The organism is Streptomyces sp. TRM70350, assembly GCF_019219825.1.
In the GTDB taxonomy this organism is placed as follows: domain Bacteria; phylum Actinomycetota; class Actinomycetes; order Streptomycetales; family Streptomycetaceae; genus Streptomyces.
On record NZ_JAHUXH010000002.1, the window covers coordinates 514,822 to 541,025 of the forward strand.

Sequence of the window (26,204 nt, forward strand, 5' to 3'; positions counted from 1 at the left end):
GCACGGCCCCTCTCCAGGGCGTCACAGCTTCCCGCCCCGCCCGCCGTCGCGCCGCGCGGGCGCGATGAGCGTGGAGAGATACGGCAGCGGCGCCCCGTCGAGCTCACCGGCGGGCCGGATGGACTCCTCCGGCAGTCCCAGCGCCGACCCCCACACGGCCCCCTCGATCCGCCCGCTCTCGCGCAGCGCCTCGGCGACCTCACCGGCCTGCCGCCCGAACTTGTAGGCGACGACGGTCCCGGGCCCGTTCAGCGCCTCCTTCAGCACGGCGGCCCCGGCGGTCACCGGCACCAGCGTGAGCGGCTCGGTCCCCTCCGTCAGCACGGCACCCGACCGCGCGGCCAGGTCCTGCATGGCGGTGATGCCGGGCACGGTCTCGACGACGGTCCCCGGGACCAGCCCGGCGACGGTCTGCGCGAGATAGGTGAACGTGGAGTACACGTTCGGGTCCCCGATGGTCGCGAAGGCGACGGAGCCGTACTGCCGCAGCAACCCGGCGACCCGCTCACCCGCCGCGTCCCACGCCGCCTCACGCCGCGTCCGGTCGGTGCGCTCGTTCAGCGCGAACACCACCCGGACGACCTTCTCCTCGGGCACGTAGTGCAGCACGGTCGCCTCGGCGCGCCCCCGCTCGCCGCTGTCCATGACGGGTACGACGACGACATCGGCGGCGCGCAGGGCGTTGACGCCCTTCACGGTCACCAGCTCCGGATCGCCCGGCCCGACCCCCACTCCGATCAGCCTGCTGCTCATGACGTCCGGCACCTCTCCACGAACCGACGGGCGACACCGGGCGCGGACGCCCAGTGCGTGTGCAGATAACTCGCGTGCACGCCCTGCTGTACGAAACCTTCGACCCGCCGGACCGGGGCCCGCATGCCCCAGGCGGGGGCCGCCCCGGCCCCCGGCTCGACGACCGTCCGATGAAACTCATGCCCGCGCATCCGCGTCCCCGCCTCCGCGAGCGCACTGTCGCTCACGGCGACGGCGTCCCGGTAGCCGAGGGTGAGCCGCTCCGACATCCGCGCGGACGCGTCCAGCACCCCGCACATCGGCTGCCCGTCCAGTTCCCGGCACAGATAGAGCAGACCGGCACACTCCGCCGCCACGGGCGCGCCCCGCTCCGCGAGCGTGGCAACGGCCTTGCGCAGTGGCTCGTTGGCCGACAACTCCCCGGCATACACCTCGGGGAACCCGCCCCCGATGACCAGCCCGCTCGTACCCTCGGGCAGCTCCTCGTCCCGCAGCGGATCGAACACGACGACGTCGGCCCCGGCAGCGGCAAGCAGTTCGGCATGCTCGGCGTAGGAGAAGGTGAACGCCTCTCCACCGGCAACGGCAACAACCAGCCCGTCCGGCGTTTGAGGACGTAGCCGTTCAGGCCGACCGGGGGTCCAGGGGGCGGAGCCCCTGGGGATGGGAACGGGTAGGGGCGGCGGGGGCGAGGAAACCAGGACCTCACCCGCATCCCAAGCCGCACAGGACAACGCCCCCGCACCACGCGCCAGCCCCAGCAGCCCCTCCAGATCGCACCCCGCCTCCACCTGCGCAGCCATCGCCGCCACCGCCTCCACGGCGGCATCCCCCCGCTCGGCCACAGGCACCAGTCCCAGATGCCGAGAAGGCGTCTCCACCTGAGCCACCCGCCGCAGCGCCCCCAGCACCGGCACCCCGACCGACTCCAACGCCCCCCGCAACAACTCCTCGTGCCGATCCGACGCGACCTTGTTCAGGATCACGCCCCCGACCCGCACCTCCGGATCCCACGACGCAAACCCGTGCACCAGCGCCGCCACCGACCGCGACTGCGACGAGGCGTCGACGACCAGCACCACCGGCGCCCGCAGCAGCTTCGCCACCTGGGCGGTGGACGCCAGTTCACCCTCCCCCGCGGCCCCGTCGTACAGCCCCATCACACCCTCGACGACGGCGACATCACACCCGCGCGCCCCGTGCGCGAACAGCGGCCCGATCAGCTCCGGCCCGCACAGATACGCGTCGAGGTTCCGCCCCACCCGCCCGGTCGCGAGCGCGTGATAGCCGGGGTCGATGTAGTCCGGCCCGACCTTGTGCGGGGACACGGCGAGCCCCCGCGCGGCGAACGCGGCCATCAACCCCGTGGCGACGGTGGTCTTGCCGCTCCCCGAAGAGGGCGCGGCAATGACCAGCCGAGGGACGGAGGACGTCACCACTCGATGCCCCTCTGCCCCTTCTGGCCGACGTCCATCGGATGCTTGACCTTGGACATGTCGGTCACGAGATCGGCGAAGTCGGCGAGCTTCCCGGGCGCGTTCCGCCCGGTGATCACCACATGCTGGGTCCCCGGCCGGTCCCGCAGCACGGACACGACCTCGTCGACATCCACCCACCCCCAGTGCATCGGATAGGCGAACTCGTCGAGCACGTACAGCCGGTACGTCTCGGCGGCCAGGTCCCGCTTGACCTGCTCCCAGCCCTCCCGGGCCTTCTCCTCGTTGTCCATCTGGGAATCCCGCTGGACCCAGGACCACCCTTCGCCCATCTTGTGCCAGGCGACGGTCCCGCCCTCACCGGAGTCCCCGAGCACCCGCAGCGCCCGCTCCTCGCCGACCTTCCACTTCGCCGACTTGACGAACTGGAACACCCCGATCGGCCACCCCTGGTTCCAGGCGCGCAGCGCCAGCCCGAAGGCGGCGGTGGACTTGCCCTTGCCGACCCCGGTGTGCACGACGACGAGCGGCCGGTTCCGACGCTGACGAGTCGTCAGTCCATCATCCGGTACGACACTCGGCTGTCCCTGCGGCATTACGCGGCCCTCCTCTGTACGTCCTTCACCAGCCCGGCGATCGAGTCGGCCCGCAACTCGTCCAGCGTCACCGCCGTACCGCCCAGCTCACCCGCGAGCCGCCCCGCGAGCCCCAGCCGCACGGGCCCCGACTCACAGTCCACGACCACCGAGGCGACCCCCTCGGCGGCGAACAACCGCGCCGCCCGCCCGGCCAGCGCGACCGGCTCGGGGCCGCCGGTGGCCCGCCCGTCGGTCACCACCACGACCAGCGCCCGCCGCGCCGGATCCCGCAACCGCTCGACCCGCAGCACATCATGCGCTCGCAGCAAGCCCGCCGCGAGCGGCGTACGACCCCCGGTCGGCAATGACTCCAGCCGAGCCGCCGCCGCGTCCACGGACGAGGTCGGCGGCAGCGCGACCTCGGCACCGGCACCCCGGAAGGTCACCAGCCCCACCTTGTCCCGCCGCTGATAGGCGTCCAGCAGCAGCGACAGCACGGCCCCCTTCACGGCACTCATCCGCTGCCGAGCCGCCATGGATCCGGAGGCGTCGACGACGAACAGCACGAGATTGCCCTCGCGCCCCTCCCGAGTCGCCTGCCGCAGATCGTCCCTGCGGACGACCAGCCCCGGCCCGGACCGCCCCCGCGCCCGCTGATGCGGCGCCGCGGCCTGCACCGTGGCCGCCAGATGCAGCGTGGTCAGCGCACCCCGGGGCCGCCGGGCCCCGGTGGTCCGCCCCCGCTCGGTCCGCGCCCGCGAACGCCGCCCGGCGGCACCCTCACCGATACCGGGCACGCTCAGCACCTTGGTCCGAAACGGCTCCGCAGCCCGTACGGCGGACTGCTCACCGCCTCCACCGGGCAGCTGATCGCCCTCACCGGACTCGGGCCGCGCAGCCGTGTCCCCGCCCTGGGGCCCGCTGTCGGGAGTCGGCTCACCGCCACCCCCACCACCGGGCCCGTCCGGGCCGCCGGGATCCGGATCCTCGTCACCGCCGCCGAACTGCTCCAGCGTCTCGTCCAGCTTGTCCTCGTCGAGCCCGGGCGCGTCGAAGGGGTTCCGGCGCCTGCGGTGCGGCAGCGCGAGCAGCGCGGCCTGGCGCACGTCCTCGGCAAGTACGTCGGTCCGTCCGGCCCAGGCCGCCAGCGCGGTGGCGGTACGCGCCATCACGATGTCCGCCCGCATCCCGTCCACCTCGAAAGCCGCGCAGGTCGCCGCGATCTGCCTGAGCGCCCCGTCGCCCAGCCGCACGGACGGCAACAACTCCCGCGCGGCCACGATCCGCGCCCGTACGGCGGCCTCCTCGTCCGCCCACCGCGCCGCGAACCCGGCCGGGTCGTCGTCGTACGCGAGCCGCCTGCGCACGACCTCCACCCGCTGGTCGGGCTCCCGCGAGGCCGCGACCTCCACGGTCAGCCCGAACCGGTCGAGGAGCTGCGGCCGCAGCTCGCCCTCCTCCGGGTTCATCGTCCCGACGAGCAGGAAACGGGCGGCATGCCGTACGGAGACGCCCTCCCGCTCGACGTACGAGGCACCCATCGCGGCCGCGTCCAGCAGCAGGTCGACCAGGTGGTCGTGGAGCAGGTTGACCTCGTCGACGTACAGGATCCCGCGGTGCGCGTCGGCGAGCAGACCGGGCTCGAAGGCCTTCACGCCCTCGGCGAGGGCCCGCTCGATGTCGAGCGCACCGACGAGCCGGTCCTCGGAGGCACCGACGGGCAGCTCGACCATGCGCGCCGGACGTGTCGTCCCCGCGCCCGGCTCGTGCGGCCCGTCCGGGCAGGCGGCGTCCGGTGCGGCGGGGTCGCAGGAGAACCGGCACCCGGGCACCACGGCGACCTCCGGCAGCAGCGCCGACAGCGCCCGCACCGCCGTCGACTTGGCCGTGCCCTTCTCGCCGCGCACCAGCACACCACCGACCGCCGGCGACACGGCGTTCAGCAGCAGCGCGAGCCGCAGATCGTCCTGGCCCACGACGGCCGTGAACGGAAACGGGGTGGTCACTTGTCGTCGCCCTCCAAGTCGCCTTCCAGTTCCAGGTAGGTGGCGCGCAGCCGCTCCAGCGTCTGAGCGTCCGGCTCCGCCCACAGCCCCCGGTCGGCGGCCTCCAGCAGCCGCTCGGTGATACCGCGCAGCGCCCACGGGTTGGACTGCTTCATGAAGTCCCGGTTCTCCGGGTCGAAGACGTACTCGGCGCTGAGCTTCTCGTACATCCAGTCGTCGACGACCCCGGCGGTGGCGTCGTAGCCGAAGAGGTAGTCGACGGTCGCCGCCATCTCGAAGGCGCCCTTGTAGCCGTGCCGTCGCATCGCCGCCATCCAGCGCGGGTTGACCACGCGGGCGCGGAAGACGCGGTGGGTCTCCTCGCCGAGGGTGCGGGTCCTGACCTGGTCGGGGGTGGCCGAGTCACCGACGTACGCCTCGGGGGAGGCGCCCGTGAGGTGCCGGACCATGGCGACCATGCCGCCGTGGTACTGGAAGTAGTCGTCGGCGTCGACGAGGTCGTGCTCGCGCGTGTCGACGTTCTTCGCGGCGACCGCGATCCGCCGGAACGCCGTCTCCATGTCCCCACGCGCCGTCCGCCCGTCGAGCCCACGCCCGTACGCGTAGCCGCCCCAGACGGCGTACACCTCGGCCAGGTCCGCGTCGCTGCGCCAGTTGCGCGCGTCGATCAGCGGCAGCAGACCGGCGCCATAGGCCCCCGGCTTCGACCCGAAGATACGAGCCGTCGCCCGCCGCCGGTCACCGTGCTCGGCGGTGTCGGCCTCGACGTGCGCCCGTACGTAATTGGACTCGGCCGGTTCGTCCAGCTCGGCCACCGCCCGCACCGCGTCGTCGATGAGCCCGACGACATGCGGGAACGCGTCCCGGAAGAAGCCCGAGATGCGGACCGTGACGTCGATGCGCGGCCGGCCCAGCTCGGCCGGCGGGATCACCTCGAAGCCGGTCACCCGGCGCGAGGCGTCGTCCCACACCGGGCGGCAGCCCAGCAGCGCGAGGATCTCGGCGATGTCGTCGCCCTGGGTGCGCATGGCCGAGGTGCCCCAGACCGTGAGGCCCACGGACTTCGGGTACTCCCCGTTGTCGGCGAGGTAGCGCTGCACCAGCGAGTCCGCCAGCGACTGCCCGACCTCCCAACTCAGCCGGGACGGAATCGCCTTGGGGTCGACGGAGTAGAAGTTCCGGCCGGTCGGCAGGACGTTGACCAGGCCACGGGTCGGCGAACCCGACGGGCCCGCCGGGACGTAACCGCCGTCCAGGGCCTTGAGGATGTGACCGATCTCGTCGGTGGTGCGGGCGAGGCGCGGGACCACCTCGGTGCAGGCGAAGGTGAGGACGGCGACGGCGTCCGGGACGTCGGTGCCCAGCACCTCCCGTACCAGAGCGGCGCTCTCGGGTGCCGCCCAGCCGCGTGCCTCCATGCCCTCCGCGATCCGCCGGCACAGCTGTTCCAGCAGGTCGATCGCGTCGGCGCCCGTACGGGACGGGCCCTCGACGAGGTCCGTCAGCTCGACCGGCACCTTCACCGCCGCGCCCGGCTCGGCGAGCAACTCCTTCTCACTGAGCCCGAAGTGCGCGGCCAGCGAGGCCCGCAGCCCCGGCAGCGCGTTGGCCTGCCCGCCCCACACCTGTGAGGCCCGCAGCACGGCGAGGACGAGGTTCACGCGCGGCTCACCCACCGGTCCACCGCCCAGGATGTGCAGGCCGTCCCGGATCTGCACGTCCTTGATCTCGCACAGATAGCCGTCGATGTGCATCACGAACTCGTCGAACTCGCCGTCGTCCGGCTGCTCGTCCACATGCAGGTCGTGGTGCAGCTCGGCCGCCTTGACGAGGGTCCAGATCTGTGCGCGGACCGCGGGGGCCTTCGCCGGGTCCAGGTCGGACACGAGCGCGTACTCGTCGAGCAGCTGCTCCAGCTTGGCCAGATCGCCGTACGTGTCCGCACGCGCCATCGGCGGGACGAGGTGGTCGACCACGGTGGCGTGCCCGCGCCGCTTGGCCTGGGTGCCCTCGCCGGGGTCGTTGACGATGAAGGGGTAGATCAGGGGCAGATCACCGAGGACGGCGTCCGGAGCGCATCCTCGGGACAGCCCGAGTCCCTTGCCCGGCAGCCACTCCATCGTGCCGTGCTTGCCCATGTGCACGATCGCGTCGGCGCCGAAGGAGTTTTCGAGCCACCGGTATGCCGCCATGTAGTGGTGGGACGGCGGCATGTCCGGGTCGTGGTAGATCGCGATCGGGTTCTCGCCGAAGCCGCGCGGCGGCTGGATCATGACGACGACGTTCCCGAACCGGAGGGAGGCGAGGACGACGTCGTCGCCGTCGACGTACAACGACCCCGGCGGCTCGCCCCACGCCTCGGTCATCGCGTTCTTGAGTTCCGGGTCGAGCCTGTCGAACCACGCCCGATAGTCGGCCAGCGGCACCCGCGCGGGCGCGGCGGCCAGCTGCTCCTCGGTCAGCCACTCGACGTCGTGCCCACCGGCCTCGATGAGCCGGTGGATCAGCTCGTCGCCGTTGTCGGGGTACTCGGTGAGCCCGTACCCGGCGTCCCGGAGCGCGTCCAGCACCCGTACCGCCGAAGCGGGCGTGTCCAGCCCCACCGCGTTGCCGACGCGCGAGTGCTTGGTCGGGTACGCGGTGAAGACCAGCGCGAGCCTTTTCTCGGCGTTCGGCTTGTGCCTGAGCCGCGCGTGCCGTACGGCGATCCCGGCCACCCGCGCCGCCCGCTCGGGGTCGGCGACGTACACCGGCACGTCGTCCGGGCCCTGCTCCTTGAAGGAGAACGGCACGGTGACCAGCCGTCCGTCGAACTCCGGGATCGCGACCTGCATCGCCGCGTCCATGGGGGACAGGGCGGCGTCGGACTCGTCCCAGGCGGCCCGCGAGGAGGTGAGGCACAGGCCCTGCAGCACGGGGACGTTGAGCTCGGCGAGCCTGCCGATGTCCCAGGACTCCTCGTCGCCGCCCGCCGACGCCTGCGAGGCGTGCGTGCCGCCCGCTGCGAGGACGGTGGCGACCAGGGCGTCGGCCTGTGACAGAACCTCGTACAGCTCCGCGTCCGCGCCGCGCAGCGAACCGCAGTACACGGGCAGGGCGTTGGCTCCCCGCGCCTCGATGGCGTCGCACAGCGTGTCGACGAAGGCGGTGTTGCCGCTGAGCTCATGAGCCCGGTAGAAGAGCACGCCGACGGTCGGACGGCCCTCTTCGCGCGCACGGGAGCCATGGACGCCGTATTCCGGCATCTTCCGCGGCTCGACGAACCCCTCACCCGTCAGCAGCACGGTGTCCGACAGGAACCGCGCCAGCTCGGTGAGGTTGGCGGGCCCGCCCTCGACGAGATAGCGCAGCGCCTCCGCCACGACACCGGCGGGCACGGACGACTCCGCCATCAGCTCGGCGTCCGGCACGGCCTCCCCACCGAGCAGCACGGTGGGAATCCCGGACGACTTGAGCCGGGCCAGCCCGTCCTCCCAGGCGCGCTTGCCGCCCAGCAGCCGTACGACGGCGATGTCCGCGCCGTCGATCAGCGCGGGCAGCTCGCTGTCGACGTCGACGCGGGTCGGGTTGCCGATCCGGTAGGGGGCGCCGGAGGCACGGGCCGCCAGCAGATCGGTGTCGGCGGTCGACAACAACAACACAGTGCTCATGCGGGCGCTCCCGGTGGAATGAAAGGCAGTCCTCGCGGCGCGCCGGACTCGATGAGCCGCCACAGCGCGTCCGTGTCCGCGTGCTGTTCGATCAGGTCGCCGAGCCGGTCGAGCTGCTGCTCGCGCAGCGCGGCGAAGGACGTGTCGGGCGCCGGCACGAAGCGGCGGCCCGCGGCGGCGGCCACCTCGCGCAGGAAGGCCCGCCGGAAACCGTCCGACTCCAGCGAGCCGTGCCAGTGCGTGCCCCAGGTCTGTCCGACCCGGCAGCCGTCCAGGAAGGGTTCGCCGCCGGTGACATCCGCGACGCCGTGATGGATCTCGTACCCCTCGACCGGCTCGCCGAGGGCCTCGCCGACGGGCCGGGCGAGGGTCTTCTCCGGGGCGAACCGCACGCGCAGGGGCAGGATGCCCAGCCCGTCGACCCGACCGCGCCGGCTCTCCACGTCGTCCTCGATGTGCTGACCGAGGATCTGGAAGCCGCCGCAGATCCCGAGCACGGGCCGTCCCGCCCGCGATCGCCGGCCGATCGCCTCGGCCAGCCCCCGCTCGCGCAGCCACTCCAGCGCCCGTACGGTCCCGCGCGTCCCCGGTATCACCACGAGATCCGCGTCGGCCAGCTCCTCCGGCCGGTCCACGAACCGCACCACGACACCGGGTTCGGCGGCGAGGGCGTCCACGTCCGTGAAGTTGGACATCAGCGGTACGGCGCACACGGCGACGCGCAGCACGTCCTCACCGACGGGCGGCGCGACGACGGACTCCCGCACGGTCCCGCGCATCGAGACCCGCAGCCCGTCCTCCTCGTCGATACCGAGCCCGTGCCGGAAGGGCAGGACGCCGTACGCCCGCCGCCCGGTGAGGTCGTGGAGCATGTCCAGGCCCGGCTCCAGCAGCGATACATCGCCCCGGAACTTGTTGACCAGGAACCCGGCCACCAGTGCCTGGTCCTCCGGCGACAGCAGCGCCAGCGTCCCGAAGAACGAGGCGAACACGCCCCCGCGATCGATGTCGCCGACCACCAGCACGGGGAGCCCGGCGCCCCGGGCGATCCCCATGTTCACGATGTCGGTCCGGCGCAGATTGATCTCCGCCGGACTGCCCGCCCCCTCACAGATCACCGCGTCATACGTGCCCCGCAACTCGGCGAGACAGTCCAGCACGGTGCCCAGCAGCCGCTGCTGCCGTCCCCCGTGATACCCCCGCGCGCTCATCTCCCCGACGGGCCTGCCCAGCAGCACCACCTGGCTGCTCTGCTCCCCACCCGGCTTGAGCAGCACGGGGTTCATCAGCGCGGTCGGCTCCACCCGGCACGCCTGCGCCTGCATGGCCTGCGCCCGCCCGATCTCGGCACCCTCGCGGGTGACGAACGAATTCAGCGACATGTTCTGCGCCTTGAAGGGCGCGACCTTGACCCCCTGCCGCACCAGCCAGCGACAGATCCCGGCGGTGACGACACTCTTACCGGCGTCGGAGGTGGTACCGGCGACCAGAAGTCCCCCGCTCATGACGTACGCCCCTTCTTCAGCATCCGCGCGCCCGCGCACACGCCGAGCGCGAGCCAGCCGACGCGGCGGGAGAGCCGCACGGCCCGCTCGATGTCGGCGACCCCGACCGCACGCCCTCGGCCGTTGAGCACAGGCCGGTGCTCGACCCGCCCCCCGTACGAGAGGGTCCCGCCCAGACGCACCCCCAGCGCCCCCGCGAACGACGCCTCCACGGGCCCGGCGTTGGGGCTGGGATGCCGACCGGCGTCGTCGTGCCAGGCCCGCACGGCCGCCCCCGGATCAGGCCCGGCGAGGGCGGCGAGCACGGCGGTCAGCCGAGCCCCCGGCCACCCGGCGAGGTCGTCGAGCCGAGCGGAGGCCCACCCGTACCGCCGGTACTTGGGCGACTTGTGCCCGACCATGGCGTCCAGCGTGTTCACCGCCCGGAACCCGAGCAGCCCCGGCACCCCACCGACGGCCCCCCACACCAACGCCCCCACCACGGCGTCGGAGGTGTTCTCGGCGACGGACTCCACCACCGCCCGGGCGATCCCGTCCGCGTCCAGCGCCTGTGGGTCCCGCCCGCACAGGTGCGGCAGCCGCGCCCGCGCCCCCTCGACGTCCCCCGACTCCAGGGCACGCCCGATGGCCCGGGCCTCCCGCCCGAGTGAGGTTCCGCCGACGACGGCCCAGGTGGCGAGTCCGGTGAGGGCGACGGAGGCGGCGGGGGAGGACCGTACGACCCTGTGAGCGAGGGCACCGAGGGCGACGGCGCCACCGGCGCACACGACCGCGTGCAGCGCCCCCCACGCGCGGTGGTCGCGCCACACCACCCGTTCCACCGCGGCGGCGGCCCGCCCGAACGCGGCGACCGGGTGCCCGCGGCGCGGATCGCCGAGGAGGAGGTCGCCGAGAAGGCCGGCGGCGGCGCCGTACGCGAAGACGCGATCGGCACGCATGGGGCTCAGCCGGCCGTGCGGTCGGGCAGAGACCTGGTACGGGACCTCACTGGGCAGCCGAGCATCGCGTTATGTCCTCACTCAGGGTGTCCACGCCCTGGTTCGACGAGACCGGCGGTGAGAGTTCCTGGCTCCCGGGGAGTTCCTTCCCCGGTGACAGTGGCGGGACCGCGCCGGATTCGCACCGGCTTCCTCTCCTGCCGCCGTACATGGCCCCGGCAGTCCACCACGGGGCCCGAACGGCCGTCAACTTGCCGTTGACCTGCGGCGGGGCAAGTGTGCTGAGGCCCACACGACACCGGCGACCCAGGTCTCGCGCCTGTCTGCTCCCGCCTCGTTCCGCGCAGCGCGAAGCGCCCTGCCCGAGCCCCCGTCGAGGGCATCGTGCAGGGCGCACTCTTTGGCGGCCGTCAGACCACGATCAGATAGATGCCGTACGCCACGGCGGCCGCGCAGGTGGCGAACGCGGTGTACGCGCCGGTCACCGCCAGTGCCGCCGACTGACCCCGCGCCGCCGCGCGTTCGCGTCGCGACAGACCGGCGATGCCGAGGGTGAACAGGCCCACCAGGGCCACCGTGACCACGAGGCTGACGCCGAAGACGGAGCCCAGGGCCGCCCAGTCGATCTTCATGTTGCTGCTGCTTCCTTCAGTAACCGGGTGCTCAGACGGTGGCCTGAGAGGGCGTCGGCTCCGGGGCCGTGGCCTGTGCGGGGATCGTGGCCGTGAGGTCGTCCGCCGGGGTGCCGGCCGGGGGCGGCGTCACCGCGGCCATCGCCGCCGTCACCACGCCGGCCGGTTCCTCGTCCGTGTCGTTGACGTTCGTGTGGTTCACGATCTCGCGGCGGGAGATCTTCCATATCGCGGCGCTGGAGCCGACCAGGAAGACGGCCACGACGGCGGTGCCCCAGGAGCCGAAGCCGGTCACCCACTCGGCGATCGCGCCGACCAGCGCGGCGGCCGGGAGCGTCAGGCCCCAGGCGACGAACATCCGGGTGGCGGTGGACCAGCGCACGACGCCGCCCTTGCGGCCCAGGCCCGCGCCCATCACCGCGCCGGAGACCGAGTGCGTGGTGGAGAGGGAGAAGCCCAGGTGCGAGGAGGCCAGGATGACGGTCGCGGCGCTGGTCTGCGCGGCGAAGCCCTGCTGCGGCTGGAGGTCGGTCAGGCCCTTGCCCATGGTGCGGATGATGCGCCAGCCGCCGAGGTAGGTGCCGAGGGCGATGGCGATGCCCGCGGAGAGGATGACCCACATGGGCGGGTCGGAGTCGGGGGCCAGGGTGCCGCCGGCGACCAGGGCGAGGGTGATGATGCCCATGGTCTTCTGCGCGTCGTTCGTGCCGTGGGCCAGGGAGACCAGGCCGGCGGAGGCGATCTGGCCGGCGCGGTAGCCCTTGGCGGCGGCCTGGGTGTCGTCGGCCTTCTTGCCCAGCCTGTACGTCAGCCGGGCGCCGATCATCGCCGCGACGCCCGCGACCAGCGGGGCGGCGATCGCCGGGATCAGCACCTTGGTGACGAGCACGTCGCCGTGCACCGCGCCGACACCGGCCGAGGCGACGGTGGCGCCGATCAGGCCGCCCATCAGGGCGTGCGAGGACGAGGACGGCAGGCCGACCAGCCAGGTCAGCAGGTTCCACAGGATCGCGCCGACCAGTGCGGCGAAGATGACCTCGGGACGGATGCCGCTCTCGTCCACCAGGCCCTTCGAGATCGTGTTCGCAACCTCCACGGACAGGAAGGCGCCGACCAGGTTGAGGACGGCGGACATGGCCACCGCGACCTTGGGTCGGAGGGCACCTGTCGAGATGGTGGTGGCCATCGCGTTCGCGGTGTCGTGGAAACCGTTCGTGAAATCGAACGCGAGTGCGGTTACCACCACAATCGCGAGGATCAGCGAGATGCCTTCCATTTACCCAGGCAATCGTTCGAGGTCATTGGCCGGACGAACGTAAGTAACCTAGATGAACGAAAGGTGAACTGAGGGGGGCTTCCTGATGTCCTTAGGTGGCAGCGGCCGTCCTCCCGGGAATCGACGGCCCCCTGCCGTACCGGAAAGAGATTCAGTTCACCCTGGGTTCCCCACTGCAGTGCGCCCGCGCCGGGACGCGGCGGGGGGTCCGCCTGGCAGGATCGCGGCATGGCTGAACAGTGGTGGGAGCAGCGCGATGCGCGGGAGGAGGCCCGGGCCTGGGACGAGCTCGTGGCCACGGCCCGCCGGACCGTCTCCGACGGCCTGGTCGTCGGTACGTCCGGCAATGTCTCCGTACGGGTCGGGGACACGATCCTGGTCACCCCGTCGGGCGTCCCCTACGACCGGCTCACGCCGGACGACATGACCGGCGTCGACCTCGACGGGCGGCAGGTGCGCGGCACGCTCGTACCGACCAGCGAACTGCCCATGCATCTCGCCGTCTACCGCACCACCGACGCCCGCGCCGTCGTCCACACCCACGCCGTGCACGCCACCGCCGTCTCCACGCTCGTCCCCGAGCTCCCGGTGATCCACTACATGGCCGCCGCGCTCGGCGGCCCCGTCCGGGTCGCCCCCTACGCCACGTACGGCACCGACGAGTTGGCCGAGAACATGCTCCGCGCCCTCGCCGACCGCTCCGGCTGCCTCCTCCAGAACCACGGCACCATCACCTACGGCACGACCCTTACCCAGGCCTACGACCGCACGGCCCAGCTGGAGTGGATGTGCCACCTGTGGCTGACGGCGTCCTCCGTGCCCGGCCTGTCGCCGTCCCTGCTGTCGGAGGAGCAGCTGAAAGAGGTGGGTGAGCGGCTTCGGGGGTATGGGCAGCGCGGATGAGGCGCGGGGCCGGGAGGACGTCGACCCCGCCCCGTGGCGCCGGACCCTCGGAACAACCCCCTGGCGCGCCAGGCCGCGCCACCCCGTCCGCCCTCCCGCTGGCCCCCGGGCCGGTCGGACAGGACACTGGATCCGTGCGCACTGTCAAAGCGACGGCCGCTGCCGTCACCGCCATGACGGTGGCCGGGGCCGCAGCCGTGGCCGTCGGCCGGTTCGCCAGTGATGCCGCGCTGAAGGCGCCGCCCGGTCGGCCCCTGCCCACGGAGCCCCGGCTCACCGTGCACGGCACGGCCGCCGGCCGCGTCACCCTCACCCGCGCCCTCGCTTCCCTGCGCCCCGGCAGCTACGGCCTCGCCGGCAACGGCTCCCACGCGGTCGTCGGCCCTGTCCTGGAGTCGGCGCCGCACCCCCCGGACTCCGTCGTACGCCGCCTGGAGCGCGTCACCCACGGCACCCTGGAGCCCGGCGACAAGGTCTGGCTCACCCCGGGCCTGCACATCGGCGACCCCGCCACCGCCCTCGGCCTGGACCACACCGACGTCGACATACCCGGCGAACTGGGGCCCCTGCCCGCCTGGTTCGTGCCCGGCGCCCGGGACACCTGGGTCATCACCGTGCACGGCCTGGGCACCACCCGCGAACACCCCATGAACCTCATGGAGTTCCTGCACAGCCTGCGCTTCCCGGTGCTCGACCTCTCCTACCGCGGCGACCTCGGCGCCCCCCGCTCTCCCGACGGCCTGAACCACCTCGGCGAGACCGAGTGGCGCGACCTGGACGCGGCGATCCACCACGCCACCGGCCACGGCGCCCAACGCGTCGTCCTCTACGGCTGGTCCACCGGCGCCACCATGGCCCTGCGCGCCGCCGCGCATTCCTCGGTACGGGACCGCGTCCGCGGACTCGTCCTCGACTCCCCGGTCCTCAACTGGGAGGCGACCCTGCGCGCCCTCGCCGCTGCCCGGCGCACCCCGAGCCCGCTGCTGCCGCTGGCCGTCCGCGCCGCCCAGGGCCGCACCGGCCTGCACGGCGACCGCATCGACGAGGCCGCCCACCCCGAGCGGCTGACGATCCCGACGCTGATCTTCCACGGCCCCGACGACACGGTGGCCCCCTGGGCCTTCTCCCGCCGCCTGGCCGACCGCCGCCCCGACCTGGTCGCCCTCCACACCGTCCGGCAGGCCCCGCACCACGCCATGTGGAACGCCGACCCGTCCAGCTACGAGGAAGCCCTCCGACGCTTCCTCACGCCGCTGATGTGACACGGCGGCCCTCCCGCCGTGCCGCCGCGACGGGGCCCGGCCACTCTGCCGCGCGCCCCGGTGACGAACCCGGGGCCACCGCCGCCGCAACTCCCTCTCCCTGCTCCCCGCGCACACTCCCACCAGCCCCGCCCCACGGTTCCGTTTAACGCCGTACCACTGTCCGGATTTCGGCCGGTACCCGCTCACGGGGCCCGTCCCTTGGCCACTCCCGTCGCCGCGTGTGACATTCCGTTTGGGTTTTCGGACCGTCAACCGGAAGACTGCACCCGTGACGTCCCGTATCCCGCGCGACTCCAGGCTCCGACTCGTCCGCCCACGACCCCTGGCCGCCGCCCCCCGAGCGATGAACCAGCGGCGCTCGCGCCGCCCCGTCCCCCGGCCCCCGGAGGGCACACCGGCCCCCGCGGAGCTGGCCGGAATGGCGCGCTCCCGGCTGGCCGGCGCGGCCCGCGTCGCCCGCTGGGCCGACGCCGCCCTGCGCCCCGGCAAGGGCAACGCCACCTCCGACGGCAAGGCCACCCTCGCCGACGCGACCGCCGAACGGGCCGCCGAGGAACTGGGCCTGACGCCGGCCCAGGTCCGCGCCGAGTGGGACACCGCCCGCCTCGCCGGGCTCGTCGAGGTGCACGGCGACAGCGCCCGCCCCGGCTGGCGGCTGCGCGCCTGGCACCGCGACGACACCGCCGTCCTGCGCGGCTGGGTCGCCCTCTTCGACGCCTGGTCGCTCGCCCACCCGGAACCCGCCGACCACGAGCCCGCCGCCGTCGCCGAGGTCGTCTCGGCGATGCCTCAGGTGCTCTCCTTCCTCCAGCTCTCGGCCGGCCCCGTCCCCGTCGAGCAACTCCTCGACCTCCTCCAACAGCGCGTCAGGGAACTGCGCACCGAACGCTGCGAAGTCCCCTACGGCCCCCAGCGCGAACCCGCGAGCCCCCCGGCCCCCGGCACCGCGCCCCCCGTCGACGCCGAGCCCGAGGACACCGAACTCGCCCCGCTCCTGGACTGGGCCCTGCACGCCCTCGCCTCCGTCGGCGCCCTCACCTACGGCGCCGGACAGGCCACCCTCACCCCGCTGGGCAGCTGGGCGGTCTGGGTCAAGCTGGAGCAGATCTGCGTCGCCGCGCAGAGCCCCGCCGGGAACATCGAGGCCGCCGCCGAGGACATGCTGCGCGGCTGCGCCCAGCTACGGCCCAACGCCGCCCGCGCCGAGTACCGCGCCTGGCTCGCGGCACGCCCTGTCGGCAGCGCCGTCACCGAGCTCCTCGACGCCGCCCGCGGCGAGGACGCCCTGCTGCGCGGCCTGGCCTTCGAGGCGCTGCGCGTCGTCGGCGCCCCCGCCGAGCCCGACGTACGCGCCGTGCTCGACGAGCCGACCCTGCGGCCGTACGCCCTGCTGTGGCTCGCGGAGCACGACGGTGCCGACCCCGAGGACGCCCACGAGGTGCTCACCCGGGAGGAGGCCACCTGGCTGTGGGTCGACACGGCCGCCGCCGTCGCCGACCACGGCGAGGCACCGCTCCTGGTACGGCATCTGGAGTCCGCCGTGCAGCCGACCGTGCCCGCCCTGCTCGACGAGGTGCGTGCCGTGGGCCACCCGCGCACCGTGCAGGTCCTGGTCGCGCTGGCCGCGGCGCACCCCGACCCCGCCCTGGCCAAAGTCGTGCGCCGCGCGGCCTTCCAGGTGCACACCGGGGGCAGCTGAGGCCGTTCGGCCGCCGGTCCGCGGCGTGGGTCAGTCGGCTATCCGCGGCGCGTACGTGCCGAAGCTCCAGACATTGCCCTCGGCGTCCCGGGCCATGTAGTCCCGCGAGCCGTAGTCCTGGTCCGTCGGGGGCATCAGGATCTCCACGCCGTGGTCCACGGCCCGCTGGTGGTGTGCGTCGACGTCGTCCACGACGACATACACCCCGACCGGGCCCGCGTCCTTCATCACCGTGTCGTAGAGGCCGCCGCGGCCCTTCGAGCCGATCATCACCGCGCCGTTGCCCTGCGCCAGCTCGGCGTGCGTCACCGTGCCGCCCTCGCCCTCGTACACGGCCAGCTCCGTGAAGCCCAGGGCCTCCGTGAGCTGCTTGATCGCCGCCTTCGCGTCCGCGTACATCAGCGTCGGGTAGATGCTCGGACCGCGACCGCTCGTGCCTGCCATGCCGATCACTCCTTTGTGCGTCGGGCCGGAAAATCAGTCGGATGTCGTGGGTGGTCTCACTGGTGGACTGGTGAACTGGTGGATCAGCAGGTGATCCGTCTGCCGGATCCGGCCGGTGCATTCATCCTGGCACCCGCCACTGACAACGCCATCTGACCTGCGCGGAAGCCTCAGTTGAAGGTGTCGCGCCCGGCCATGTCCCCGGTCCGGTACCCCTGCCGGAACCACGCCTACCGCTGTGCCCCCGACGGTCGCCCTGCCGCCGAGGATCCCCCTCTGCCGCACCTCCCCCTGGCACCATCCTCACCGCCCAAGTCGCCAGGCGCCGGGGGCGAACGTCCGAACGGGCGACGCACCCACCGCGGGCCCGCCACCTCCCGGCGGCACCCCGCACCCCTGACTAGGCTCTGCGCCTGTCCGCGAGCACGGTTCGAGCACGGTTGTCGAAGGGAGCCCGGTGGTCGTTCTTCCGGCCGAGGCGATGCCGACCCGTCCCCTCTCCCCGGACACGGAACCCGCCGTCCCCGCGCCCCCGCGCCGCGGACCCCGCCGTCGCCTGACAGCCTTGGCCGCCCTTCTCCTCACGGCTCCTCTCCTCGCCGCCGCCCACCAGGCCCGCCCGGCTCCTTATGGAGACCGCCTCACCGTGCACGCGCGCGTGCAGGACACCACCCCGCACCTGCGCATCGACAGGGCGGCAGTCGAGGCGTACGACCACGCCACCGGAGAAGTCCGCTGGCGCTACACCCGCGAAGGCCGCCGTCCCCTGGCCGTACTTCCCGCGCGCGAGGAGGCGATCACGCTCTGGGACGACGGACTCGTCACCGACACCGACGGCACCTCCGTCCGCTGGCACCGCGCCCTCCCCGCAGCCGCCGACTGGCTCCCGGCCCACGGCGGCACCGGCGTCCTGCGTCCCCTCGGTCGCGGCATGCTCGCCGTTGTCACCCCGCGCCGCATCGCCGCGTACCGCACCGCGGACGGCGACCTGCGCTGGGTGCTGCCCGCCCGCAAGGGATGCGCGTTCCGGCCCGAACGCGCGCTGCACCGGGGCCGAGCCCTGCTCGTCGCCCAGCCCTGCCCACGCGCCGCCTGGACCGCCCAGCTCGTCGCCGTCGACGACCTCGGCCGGATCACCCCACACCGCACCCCACTCGGCAACGACGCGCCGGGTCGACGCCCCGAAAGCCTGCATCCACGTTCAGAAACCCCGCTCCCGGGCTCCGAGGCCCCACCTCTGGAGCCAGCAGCCGTGCTCCCGCGTTCTGGGGCCTTGCTTGCGGGGTCGGCAGCTGTGTTCCCGCGTTGTGGGGCTTTGCTTGCGGGGTCGGCAGCTGTGCTCCCGGGCTCCGGGTCCCTGCTTCCGGGGTCAGCAGCCGTGCTTCCGCGCACCGAGGCCCCACCTGCGGGGTCAGCAGCCGCGCTTCCCCGCTCCGAAGGTCCCCGCCCACGCTCCGAAGCCCCACACCCACGCCCGTCCTGAGCCCCGCACCTGCGCGCTTCTAAGCCCTGCATTTGCGCACCCGCCCCCCCGAACGCCGACCCCCGCCTGCCGCGCACCCGCCCCCCGAACGCCGACCCCCGCCTCCCGCGCACCCGCCCCCCGTGCACCGACCCCTGCCCCCGGCCCCGAACGCCGCCCCGAACGCCGCGCTCCGCCAACCCACACCCGCCCCCGAACGCCCACACCCCCAAACACCGGCCCACCCCCCACTCCCGGACACCGGCACCCGCCCCACCCACACCCACCCCCCCACTCCCGAACACCGCCGCCGCGCCCGGCACCCCACCCCACTCCCCGAACACCGCCCCCACGCCCAGCACCCCACCCCACCCCCGCCCCCGAACACACGAACGGAGCAAAAACTGGTTGCACCACCCCGTTAGACTGGCCCCATGGCCATTCTCCTCGCGCATTAGACGGCGGGAACGTCCTCAGCCGCCCGTCCCGCCACCAACCCGCCCTGGAGTCTGTCCGTGATCTCCGCCTCCGGTATCGAGCTGCGCGCCGGTGCCCGCGTCCTCATCGAGTCCGCCACCTTCCGTGTCGCCAAGGGCGACCGCATCGGCCTGGTCGGGCGCAACGGCGCAGGCAAGACCACCCTCACCAAGGTCCTGGCAGGCGAGGGCATCCCCGCCGCGGGCGCCGTCACCCGCTCGGGCGAGGTCGGCTACCTCCCGCAGGACCCCCGCACCGGCGACCTCGACATACTCGCCCGCGACCGCATCCTCTCCGCGCGCGGCCTCGACGTACTGATCCGCAAGATGCGCGAGAACGAGCAGCGCATCGCCAACGGCAAGGGCGCCACCCGCGAGAAGGCGCTGAAGCAGTACGAGCGGCAGGAGACGGAGTTCCTCACCAAGGGCGGGTACTCCGCCGAGGCCGAGGCCGCCACCATCGCCGCCGCGCTCAACCTGCCCGACCGGGTCCTGAGCCAGCCGCTGCATACCCTCTCCGGCGGTCAGCGCCGCCGTATCGAGCTGGCCCGCATCCTGTTCTCCGACGCGGACACCCTGCTCCTCGACGAGCCGACGAACCACCTCGACGCCGACTCGATCATCTGGCTGCGCGACTACCTGAAGACCTACCGCGGCGGCTTCATCGTCATCAGCCACGACGTCGACCTGGTCGAGACGGTCGTCAACAAGGTGTTCTACCTGGACGCCAACCGGGCCGCGATCGACATCTACAACATGGGCTGGAAGCTCTACCAGCAGCAGCGCGAGGCCGACGAGAAGCGCCGCAAGCGCGAGCGCGCCAACGCCGAGAAGAAGGCCGCCGCGCTGAACGCGCAGGCCGACAAGATGCGCGCCAAGGCCACCAAGACGGTCGCCGCGCAGAACATGGCCCGCCGTGCGGAGAAGCTGCTGGCCGGCCTGGAGGAGGTCCGCCAGTCGGACAAGGTCGCCAAGCTGCGCTTCCCCGAGCCCGCGCCCTGCGGCAAGACCCCGCTGACCGCCGAGGGGCTGTCCAAGTCGTACGGCTCGCTGGAGATCTTCACCGACGTCGACCTCGCGATCGACAAGGGCTCCCGCGTGGTCATCCTGGGCCTCAACGGCGCCGGCAAGACCACGCTGCTGCGCCTCCTCGCCGGCGTGGAGAAGCCCGACACCGGCCAGGTCACCCCCGGCCACGGCCTCAAGCTCGGCTACTACGCGCAGGAGCACGAGACCCTCGACCCCGACCGCACGGTCCTGGAGAACATGCGCTCGGCCGCCCCCGACATGGACCTGGTCGAGGTCCGCAAGGTGCTCGGCTCGTTCCTGTTCTCCGGCGACGACGTCGACAAGCCGGCCGGTGTCCTCTCCGGCGGTGAGAAGACCCGGCTCGCCCTCGCCACCCTGGTGGTGTCCTCGGCGAACGTGCTGCTGCTCGACGAGCCGACCAACAACCTCGACCCGGCCAGCCGCGAGGAGATCCTCGGCGCGCTGCGCACCTACAAGGGCGCGGTCGTCCTGGTCACCCACGACGAGGGCGCGGTCGAGGCACTCCAGCCGGAGCGGATCATCCTGCTGCCGGACGGCGTCGAGGACCTGTGGGGCGCGGACTACGCGGACCTGGTCGCCCTCGCCTGATCCCTCGCACCCGGTCCCGTCGGTCAGTGCGGCTTGATCGAATGGTTGATCCACTGCGTATGGATCATTCGGCCTAGCCGTGATCCATCATCTGTGTGAGATCTCCTCGTACCCGGGTGTGTCCTACACCGATTTCCCGGTGCATCCCTTTGTCGACAAGGGTCCGGCCGTATCACCTCCCTGACCTGGCCCTTCGCGGAACAACCCGTTCGGCCGTATGCGCACCACTCGACGGAACCACATATTCCACTTGTGGGGATCTGCTCCTGTCGTCAAAACCCTCATCCACGGACCTTGCCGAATGGGTGGCCATGAAGCGCCGGAGGGGTGATCATGAGGGGACCAGAGCGCACTTCCCATGAGGAGGCACGGGTGGCCGAGACTCTGAAGAAGGGCAGCCGGGTGACCGGCGCCGCGCGCGACAAGCTCGCGGCAGACCTGAAGAAGAAGTACGACGCCGGTGCGAGCATCCGGGCGTTGGCCGAGGAGACCGGCCGCTCGTATGGCTTCGTGCACCGCATGCTCAGCGAGTCGGGCGTCACGCTCCGTGGGCGTGGCGGGGCGACACGGGGTAAGAAGGCCGCTTCGGCCTGACGCCCGGGGCGCCCCTCGACTTCGATGGTGGCCACCCGGTCGGTCCGGTGATCGGCTGGGTGGTTACTGTGCAGTCACTTATGAGTGCCTCGGTACGGCACTCACGATGACCGCACCCATCGGAGGCGCCCCATGGCTTCGCTCGACCCGGTACTCGACAAGGACGGCGTACGGCTCACCGTCGACGACGCGATCGCCACGGTGACGCTGACCAACCCGGCCAAGCGCAACGCGCAGAGCCCCGCTCTGTGGCGGGCGCTGACCGAGGCCGGTCGGCTGCTGCCGGGCACCGTCCGTGTGGTCGTGCTGCGCGCCGAGGGCAAGTCCTTCTCGGCGGGCCTCGACCGACAGGCCTTCACCCCCGAGGGCTTCGACGGCGAGCCGTCCTTCATCGACCTCGCGCGCGGCAGCGACGAGGAGTTGGACGCGACCATCGCCGAGTACCAGGAGGCGTTCACCTGGTGGCGGCGCAGCGACATCGTCTCCATCGCCGCCGTGCAGGGGCATGCCATCGGCGCGGGTTTCCAGCTCGCCCTCGCCTGTGATCTGCGCGTCGTAGCCGACGACGTGCAGTTCGCCATGCGCGAGACCAGCCTGGGCCTGGTCCCGGACCTGACCGGCACTCATCCGCTGGTCGGGCTCGTCGGCTACGCCCGCGCGCTGGAGATCTGTGCCACGGGGCGCTTCGTTCACGCGGACGAGGCCGTGCACACCGGTCTGGCGAATGTCGCCGTGCCGGCGGCCGAGCTCGACGGTGCGGTCCGCGACCTGGCGGCGGCGCTGCTTGCCGCGCCGCGCGACGCGGTGATCGAGACCAAGGCGTTGCTGCGCGGCGCGGGGGAGCGGACGTACGAGGACCAGCGCGTCGCCGAACGCGCGGCTCAGGCACGGAGGTTGCGGGACCTCGCGGGCCTGGGCGAGTGACGCCGTCAGCTCACCGCCGTGATCAGTACGGCCACTGACGGGTGATCCCTGAGTGCCGCCCCCACGTGCGCGCGGACCTGCCGGGCCACCTCCAGGGTCCGGTGGTCCGCGCCGACGGCGAGTTCCACCCGGACATGCCGGCGCGGCAGTGTGGCCTCGCCCGGGCTCTCCTCGATGTGCACCGCCCGGCCGAGCGTCTCCGTAAGGCACGTCACGCCCGGAACCGCAAGGGCCGCGGCGGCCACCACGGCCGCGTCGCCGTCCGCGGGCTGCCCGGCCTGAGGCGGCTCGGGCGGTCGTACGACGTCGGGTTCCGTCTCCTCGTCCAGCAGGGCCGTCACCCGTAGGTCGACCTCCGCCACCGTCAGCCCGAGCCGTGCCGACGCGGCCGCCGACAGGGCCGTGCGCAGCCGGGACGCCGTCGTCGGCAGCGGCTCGGTCGCCGTCGCCGCGATGTCGGCCGTCAGCCGGAGGGGACCCGGCGGCAGAGCGGTCGGTGGGGGCGGTACGGCAGGGGCGTGGGCGGCGTCCGGGTCCGCCAGGTTGATCCGCAGCGCGCCCAGGCGCACGCCCGGCACCGCGTTCCCCGCGCGCCGAAGGACCGTCCCGGCCGCTCCTTCCGCGATCCACGCGCCATCGCGCGGGCCGCCCAGCGGGAGCAGTCTGCCGAGGCCCAGCTGCTGTCGTACTGCATGCATCCATCCGTCCGCCGTCATTCCTCCAGCCTGCCGCATTCCCGGCGCGAGATCATGCAACCTCACTTACCGTGGTCGCAGGACGACGGAAGGACGCATGGCGATGACCGAGATGGACCAGAACCGGACGCAGACCTCCGAAGACGAGACCGAGCCGTCGGCGCAGAACCGCAAGCCCGCCAGGCGGGGCGGCGGGGACCCGGGGTCCCGGGGCAGGACCACCATCGCCGACGGGGTCGTGGAGAAGATTGCCGGGCTCGCCGCCCGCGACGTCGTGGGCGTCCACGCGATGGGCAGCGGACTGAGCCGCACCTTCGGGGCCGTACGGGACCGGGTGCCCGGCGGGTCGAAGTCCGTGACGCGTGGCGTGAAGGCCGAGGTCGGCGAGGTGCAGACCGCGCTCGACCTGGAGATCGTCGTCGACTACGGCGTGTCGATCGCGGATGTCGCGCGGGCCGTGCGCGAGAACGTGATCGCGGCCGTGGAGCGGATGACCGGCCTGGAGGTCGTCGAGGTCAACATCGCGGTGAGCGACGTCAACCTTCCGGAGGAGGAAGAAGAGGAACCGGAGCCCCGGATCCAGTGACATGCCGTCACCCGAAGACCGTACCCGAAGACCGTAATGGGCAAGAATGGCATTGAATGCACCCAAAACGGGCCCGAATGACCAGCACGGCTACGAGCTGAGGAGCGCACGATGAGCAGGGCCATGATCGGCATGATCGCCGGAATGGCGCTGGGCTTCGCCGGGTACTTCGGCGGGTTCGGCGCGTTCGTACTGGTGGCGGCGCTGGGCGCCGTCGGGTTCGTCGTCGGCCGGTTCCTGGAAGGGGACCTGGAAGTCGGCGACTTGTTCCGCACCCGCGACCGGCGGCGGTGACGCCCGTGAGTAGCGGGGCCGACGAACCCCGCGCAACGGTCGCCGTCACTCCGGCGGGCGAGCGCGGGCAGACTTCCATTGCCGACCGGGTGGTGGCCAAGATCGCCGCGCAGGCCGCCCGCGAGGCCCTCGGCAGGCTCCCGCAGGACGCGGCGCGCCCGCACGCCACCGTCGTCGTCCGCCCCCAGGCCCTCGGCTCCGATCGACCAGGGGGGACCCCCGTGGACACCGCCCGGGTCCGCGTCCATCTCGAACTCGACTACCCCAGCGACATCGGCTCCCGGTGCGGCCAGGTGCGTCGCCACGTCGTCGAGCGGGTAGGCGCGTTGGCGGGAATGGAGGTTCCGGAGGTCGCCGTCCAGGTGGAGCGGCTGCACCTGGCGGCGACGCACCCGGCACAGGGGAGGACGCGATGAGCGAGCCCCAGGGCTCCGAGAGCACCACGCAGAGACTGCCGGTGATCGAGAAGGCCGCACCGGAGCCGGGCCAGTCGGCGGCCGACAACGAGCCCCGGCCCGCGCTCGACGGCGAGGACGGCAGGACCCACCGCTTCTGGTCGGCCCGCCGCGTCCCCGCGGCCGTCGTCGCCACGCTGCTCCTGGTCGTGGCCGGAGCCTTCCTCTACGACATCGCGGCCGTACGAGCCGACCAGCGGGCCATGTTCTGGCGTCGCGAACTGGCCCGCCAACTCGCCGAACGCCCCCTCGACGACATCTGGGTCCTGGTCGGCGCGGGCGTCGCCGCCGCCCTCGGCCTCTGGCTGATCGTGCTCGCCGCCACGCCCGGCCTGCGGGACGTGCTGCCGATGCGGCGCACGCACCCCGACGTACGCGCCGGACTGCACCGGGGCGCCGCCGCGACGGTCCTGCGCGACCGGGCCATGGAGGTGTCCGGGGTGCAGTCGGTACGGGTGCGGATGCGCCGCCGGCGGGCCGACGTCCGGGCGATCTCGCACTTTCGTGAACTGGACCACGTACGCGCCGACCTGGACGACGCGCTCGCCGACGCGATCAGGGCACTGGGCCTGTCCCGCCGCCCCGCGCTGTCGGTGCACGTCCGGCGGCCCGGCCGGAAGGGGTGACCACGGTGCTCAGAGCCGTCAACCGGGTACTGCTCGGCGTCGCAGGTCTCGTGCTGCTCGTGCTGGGCGGTGCGGTGCTGGCCGTCGGGCTGGGAGTCGAGGCGCCGCCCTGGTGGATCCACGACAGCCGCACGGACGTACTGCTCAGTGACGCCGAGCGGACCCGCTGGCAGGACACCGGCTGGTGGTGGCCGGCCGTCCTCGCCGCCCTCGCGGTCCTCGTCCTGCTCGCCCTGTGGTGGCTGGTCGCGGTGCTGCGCCGGCGCAGGCTGGCCGAGGTGCTGGTCGACACCGGCGACGGCGAGGGCGCGCTGTTGCGGGGCAGCGCCCTGGAGGGCGTACTCGCCACCGAGGCGACCGCCCTGGAGGGCGTCGCCCGCGCCCACGTCCACCTCAGGGGCCGCCGTACCGCCCCCGCGGCCCGCGCCCGGCTCCTGCTGGAACCCCACGTGGACCCGGGGGAGGCGCTGCACCACCTGACGGACCGGGCCCTCGCCCACGCCCGCACCTCGGCGGGGCTGGCGTCGCTGCCGGCGGAGGTACGGCTGAAGGGCGCCAGACACCGTGCGGAGCGGGTGACCTGACGTCCTCAGAACCCAGAACCCGTGTCAGAACCCGTGCCGGGCCCCACCGTCCACCGGCACCATGACCCCGGTCAGGTACGACGCGGCAGGAGACATCAGGAAGGCCGCCGTACGCCCGAACTCCTGCGGCGTCCCGTACCGCCGCAGCGGAATCCGCGACTCACTGGCCGCCCGCGTGGCCTCCGGATCCGCCGACAGCGCGTCCAGCTCCCGCACCCGGTCCGTGTCGATCCGCCCCGGCAGCAGGCCCACCACCCGCACGCCCCGCGGACCCAGCTCGTCCGACAGCGACTTGGCGAACCCGGCCAGCCCCGGCCGCAGGCCGTTCGAAATCGTCAGCCCAGGAATCGGCTCGTACACCGACCCCGACAGCACGAACCCGATGACGCCCCCGGCCTCCAGCTCCGCGGCCGCCGCACGCGCCAGCCGCACCGCCCCCAGGAACACCGACTCGAACGCGGCCTGCCACTGCTCGTCGGTGGTGTCGGCGACGAACCCGGCGGGCGGACCGCCCACGCTCACCAGAATCCCGTCGAACCCGCCGAACCGTTCCCGCGCCGCGCCGATCAGCCGAGCCGCCGCCTCCGGGTCGGCGTTGTCCACGGCCAGCCCGTGCGCGTTGGGCCCCAGCTCCGCCGCCGCGTCGGCGACCCGCTTCTCGTCCCGTCCCGTGACGACGACTTTCGCACCGTCGGCCACCAGCTCGCGCGCGGAGGCGTTGCCCAGTCCGCGCGTGGCCCCGGTGACGACGTACACCCGGTCCTTCAGTCCAAGATCCATGCGCC

24 protein-coding genes and 1 riboswitch are annotated in these 26,204 nt (G+C 73.0%); of the genes, 12 read left to right on the forward strand and 12 right to left on the reverse strand.

Features of this window, described 5'->3' with window-relative positions:
* Nucleotides 1-21 precede the first annotated feature (21 nt).
* The 9 genes from cobI to KWI83_RS05695 form a co-directional block, all read right to left on the reverse strand.
* Nucleotides 22-753: a precorrin-2 C(20)-methyltransferase gene (gene cobI, locus KWI83_RS05655; protein ID WP_218513149.1), complete on the reverse strand. Its 732-nt coding sequence runs from the start codon at nucleotides 751-753 to the stop codon at nucleotides 22-24.
* Nucleotides 750-2,189, reverse strand: coding sequence for a cobyrinate a,c-diamide synthase (locus KWI83_RS05660; protein ID WP_374106273.1), 1,440 nt, complete (start codon nucleotides 2,187-2,189; stop codon nucleotides 750-752). The genes cobI and KWI83_RS05660 overlap by 4 nt, the downstream gene beginning before the upstream one ends.
* Nucleotides 2,186-2,785 carry a cob(I)yrinic acid a,c-diamide adenosyltransferase gene (cobO, locus tag KWI83_RS05665; protein WP_218513151.1) on the reverse strand — a complete coding sequence of 200 codons (600 nt, stop codon included), beginning with the start codon at nucleotides 2,783-2,785 and terminating at the stop codon, nucleotides 2,186-2,188. Before cobO ends, KWI83_RS05660 begins: the two co-directional genes overlap by 4 nt.
* Nucleotides 2,785-4,773 (reverse strand): putative cobaltochelatase, encoded by a 1,989-nt coding sequence (locus KWI83_RS05670; RefSeq protein ID WP_218513152.1) that lies wholly within the window; start codon nucleotides 4,771-4,773, stop codon nucleotides 2,785-2,787. The genes cobO and KWI83_RS05670 overlap by 1 nt, the downstream gene beginning before the upstream one ends.
* Complete coding sequence (cobN, locus tag KWI83_RS05675; RefSeq protein ID WP_218513153.1) at nucleotides 4,770-8,423, reverse strand: cobaltochelatase subunit CobN; 3,654 nt, start codon at nucleotides 8,421-8,423, stop codon at nucleotides 4,770-4,772. Before cobN ends, KWI83_RS05670 begins: the two co-directional genes overlap by 4 nt.
* Nucleotides 8,420-9,928: a cobyric acid synthase gene (locus tag KWI83_RS05680; RefSeq protein WP_218513154.1), complete on the reverse strand. Its 1,509-nt coding sequence runs from the start codon at nucleotides 9,926-9,928 to the stop codon at nucleotides 8,420-8,422. Before KWI83_RS05680 ends, cobN begins: the two co-directional genes overlap by 4 nt.
* The gene (locus KWI83_RS05685; protein ID WP_218513155.1) at nucleotides 9,925-10,866 is read right to left on the reverse strand and encodes a cobalamin biosynthesis protein; all 942 of its coding nucleotides are present in this window, start codon (nucleotides 10,864-10,866) and stop codon (nucleotides 9,925-9,927) included. Before KWI83_RS05685 ends, KWI83_RS05680 begins: the two co-directional genes overlap by 4 nt.
* 121 nt (nucleotides 10,867-10,987) lie before the next feature.
* Nucleotides 10,988-11,062, reverse strand: a riboswitch (cobalamin riboswitch).
* Nucleotides 11,063-11,276: 214 nt separating this feature from the next.
* Nucleotides 11,277-11,498, reverse strand: a complete 222-nt coding sequence (locus tag KWI83_RS05690; RefSeq protein WP_218513156.1) for a hypothetical protein — start codon at nucleotides 11,496-11,498, stop codon at nucleotides 11,277-11,279.
* A gap of 31 nt (nucleotides 11,499-11,529) precedes the next feature.
* Nucleotides 11,530-12,774 (reverse strand): inorganic phosphate transporter, encoded by a 1,245-nt coding sequence (locus tag KWI83_RS05695; RefSeq protein ID WP_218513157.1) that lies wholly within the window; start codon nucleotides 12,772-12,774, stop codon nucleotides 11,530-11,532.
* Between the two features lie 228 nt (nucleotides 12,775-13,002).
* Here KWI83_RS05695 and KWI83_RS05700 point away from each other — a divergent pair, with 228 nt between their 5' ends.
* The 3 genes from KWI83_RS05700 (at nucleotide 13,003) to KWI83_RS05710 (ending at nucleotide 16,641) form a co-directional block, all read left to right on the forward strand.
* Entirely contained in the window at nucleotides 13,003-13,677 is a 675-nt protein-coding gene (locus KWI83_RS05700) for a class II aldolase/adducin family protein (RefSeq protein WP_218513158.1), read from the forward strand.
* 134 nt (nucleotides 13,678-13,811) lie between these two features.
* Nucleotides 13,812-14,939, forward strand: coding sequence for a S9 family peptidase (locus KWI83_RS05705; RefSeq protein WP_218513159.1), 1,128 nt, complete (start codon nucleotides 13,812-13,814; stop codon nucleotides 14,937-14,939).
* A gap of 271 nt (nucleotides 14,940-15,210) precedes the next feature.
* Nucleotides 15,211-16,641, forward strand: a complete 1,431-nt coding sequence (locus KWI83_RS05710) for a hypothetical protein (RefSeq protein ID WP_218513160.1) — start codon at nucleotides 15,211-15,213, stop codon at nucleotides 16,639-16,641.
* Nucleotides 16,642-16,671: 30 nt separating this feature from the next.
* On the opposite strand, the gene KWI83_RS05715 is transcribed toward KWI83_RS05710, so the two are convergent.
* Nucleotides 16,672-17,085: a VOC family protein gene (locus tag KWI83_RS05715; protein ID WP_218513161.1), complete on the reverse strand. Its 414-nt coding sequence runs from the start codon at nucleotides 17,083-17,085 to the stop codon at nucleotides 16,672-16,674.
* 565 nt (nucleotides 17,086-17,650) lie between these two features.
* Between KWI83_RS05715 and KWI83_RS05720 the strand changes: the two genes are divergently transcribed.
* The 4 genes from KWI83_RS05720 to KWI83_RS05735 all read left to right on the forward strand — a co-directional run bounded on the left by KWI83_RS05720 (nucleotide 17,651) and on the right by KWI83_RS05735 (nucleotide 22,179).
* On the forward strand, nucleotides 17,651-18,568 hold the full coding sequence (locus KWI83_RS05720; protein ID WP_256361774.1) for a hypothetical protein: 918 nt from the start codon (nucleotides 17,651-17,653) through the stop codon (nucleotides 18,566-18,568).
* 494 nt (nucleotides 18,569-19,062) lie between these two features.
* Entirely contained in the window at nucleotides 19,063-20,661 is a 1,599-nt protein-coding gene (locus KWI83_RS05725) for an ABC-F family ATP-binding cassette domain-containing protein (RefSeq protein WP_218513162.1), read from the forward strand.
* Nucleotides 20,662-21,033: 372 nt separating this feature from the next.
* Nucleotides 21,034-21,255: a helix-turn-helix domain-containing protein gene (locus KWI83_RS05730; RefSeq protein ID WP_018567695.1), complete on the forward strand. Its 222-nt coding sequence runs from the start codon at nucleotides 21,034-21,036 to the stop codon at nucleotides 21,253-21,255.
* Between the two features lie 132 nt (nucleotides 21,256-21,387).
* Nucleotides 21,388-22,179: an enoyl-CoA hydratase/isomerase family protein gene (locus KWI83_RS05735; RefSeq protein ID WP_218513163.1), complete on the forward strand. Its 792-nt coding sequence runs from the start codon at nucleotides 21,388-21,390 to the stop codon at nucleotides 22,177-22,179.
* 5 nt (nucleotides 22,180-22,184) lie between these two features.
* Here the strand turns inward: KWI83_RS05735 and KWI83_RS05740 are convergent, their stop codons facing one another.
* Nucleotides 22,185-22,895 carry a nucleopolyhedrovirus P10 family protein gene (locus tag KWI83_RS05740; protein ID WP_218513164.1) on the reverse strand — a complete coding sequence of 237 codons (711 nt, stop codon included), beginning with the start codon at nucleotides 22,893-22,895 and terminating at the stop codon, nucleotides 22,185-22,187.
* Between the two features lie 82 nt (nucleotides 22,896-22,977).
* Here KWI83_RS05740 and KWI83_RS05745 point away from each other — a divergent pair, with 82 nt between their 5' ends.
* The 5 genes from KWI83_RS05745 (at nucleotide 22,978) to amaP (ending at nucleotide 25,419) form a co-directional block, all read left to right on the forward strand.
* Nucleotides 22,978-23,460: an Asp23/Gls24 family envelope stress response protein gene (locus KWI83_RS05745; RefSeq protein WP_218513165.1), complete on the forward strand. Its 483-nt coding sequence runs from the start codon at nucleotides 22,978-22,980 to the stop codon at nucleotides 23,458-23,460.
* Between the two features lie 111 nt (nucleotides 23,461-23,571).
* Nucleotides 23,572-23,754, forward strand: a complete 183-nt coding sequence (locus KWI83_RS05750; RefSeq protein WP_218513166.1) for a hypothetical protein — start codon at nucleotides 23,572-23,574, stop codon at nucleotides 23,752-23,754.
* Nucleotides 23,751-24,170: an Asp23/Gls24 family envelope stress response protein gene (locus KWI83_RS05755; protein WP_218513167.1), complete on the forward strand. Its 420-nt coding sequence runs from the start codon at nucleotides 23,751-23,753 to the stop codon at nucleotides 24,168-24,170. Before KWI83_RS05750 ends, KWI83_RS05755 begins: the two co-directional genes overlap by 4 nt.
* Nucleotides 24,167-24,835 (forward strand): DUF6286 domain-containing protein, encoded by a 669-nt coding sequence (locus KWI83_RS05760; protein WP_218513168.1) that lies wholly within the window; start codon nucleotides 24,167-24,169, stop codon nucleotides 24,833-24,835. The genes KWI83_RS05755 and KWI83_RS05760 overlap by 4 nt, the downstream gene beginning before the upstream one ends.
* A 5-nt stretch (nucleotides 24,836-24,840) precedes the next feature.
* The gene (gene amaP / locus KWI83_RS05765) at nucleotides 24,841-25,419 is read left to right on the forward strand and encodes an alkaline shock response membrane anchor protein AmaP (protein ID WP_374106274.1); all 579 of its coding nucleotides are present in this window, start codon (nucleotides 24,841-24,843) and stop codon (nucleotides 25,417-25,419) included.
* 24 nt (nucleotides 25,420-25,443) lie between these two features.
* On the opposite strand, the gene KWI83_RS05770 is transcribed toward amaP, so the two are convergent.
* Nucleotides 25,444-26,199: an SDR family oxidoreductase gene (locus KWI83_RS05770; protein WP_218513170.1), complete on the reverse strand. Its 756-nt coding sequence runs from the start codon at nucleotides 26,197-26,199 to the stop codon at nucleotides 25,444-25,446.
* Nucleotides 26,200-26,204: the final 5 nt, after the last annotated feature.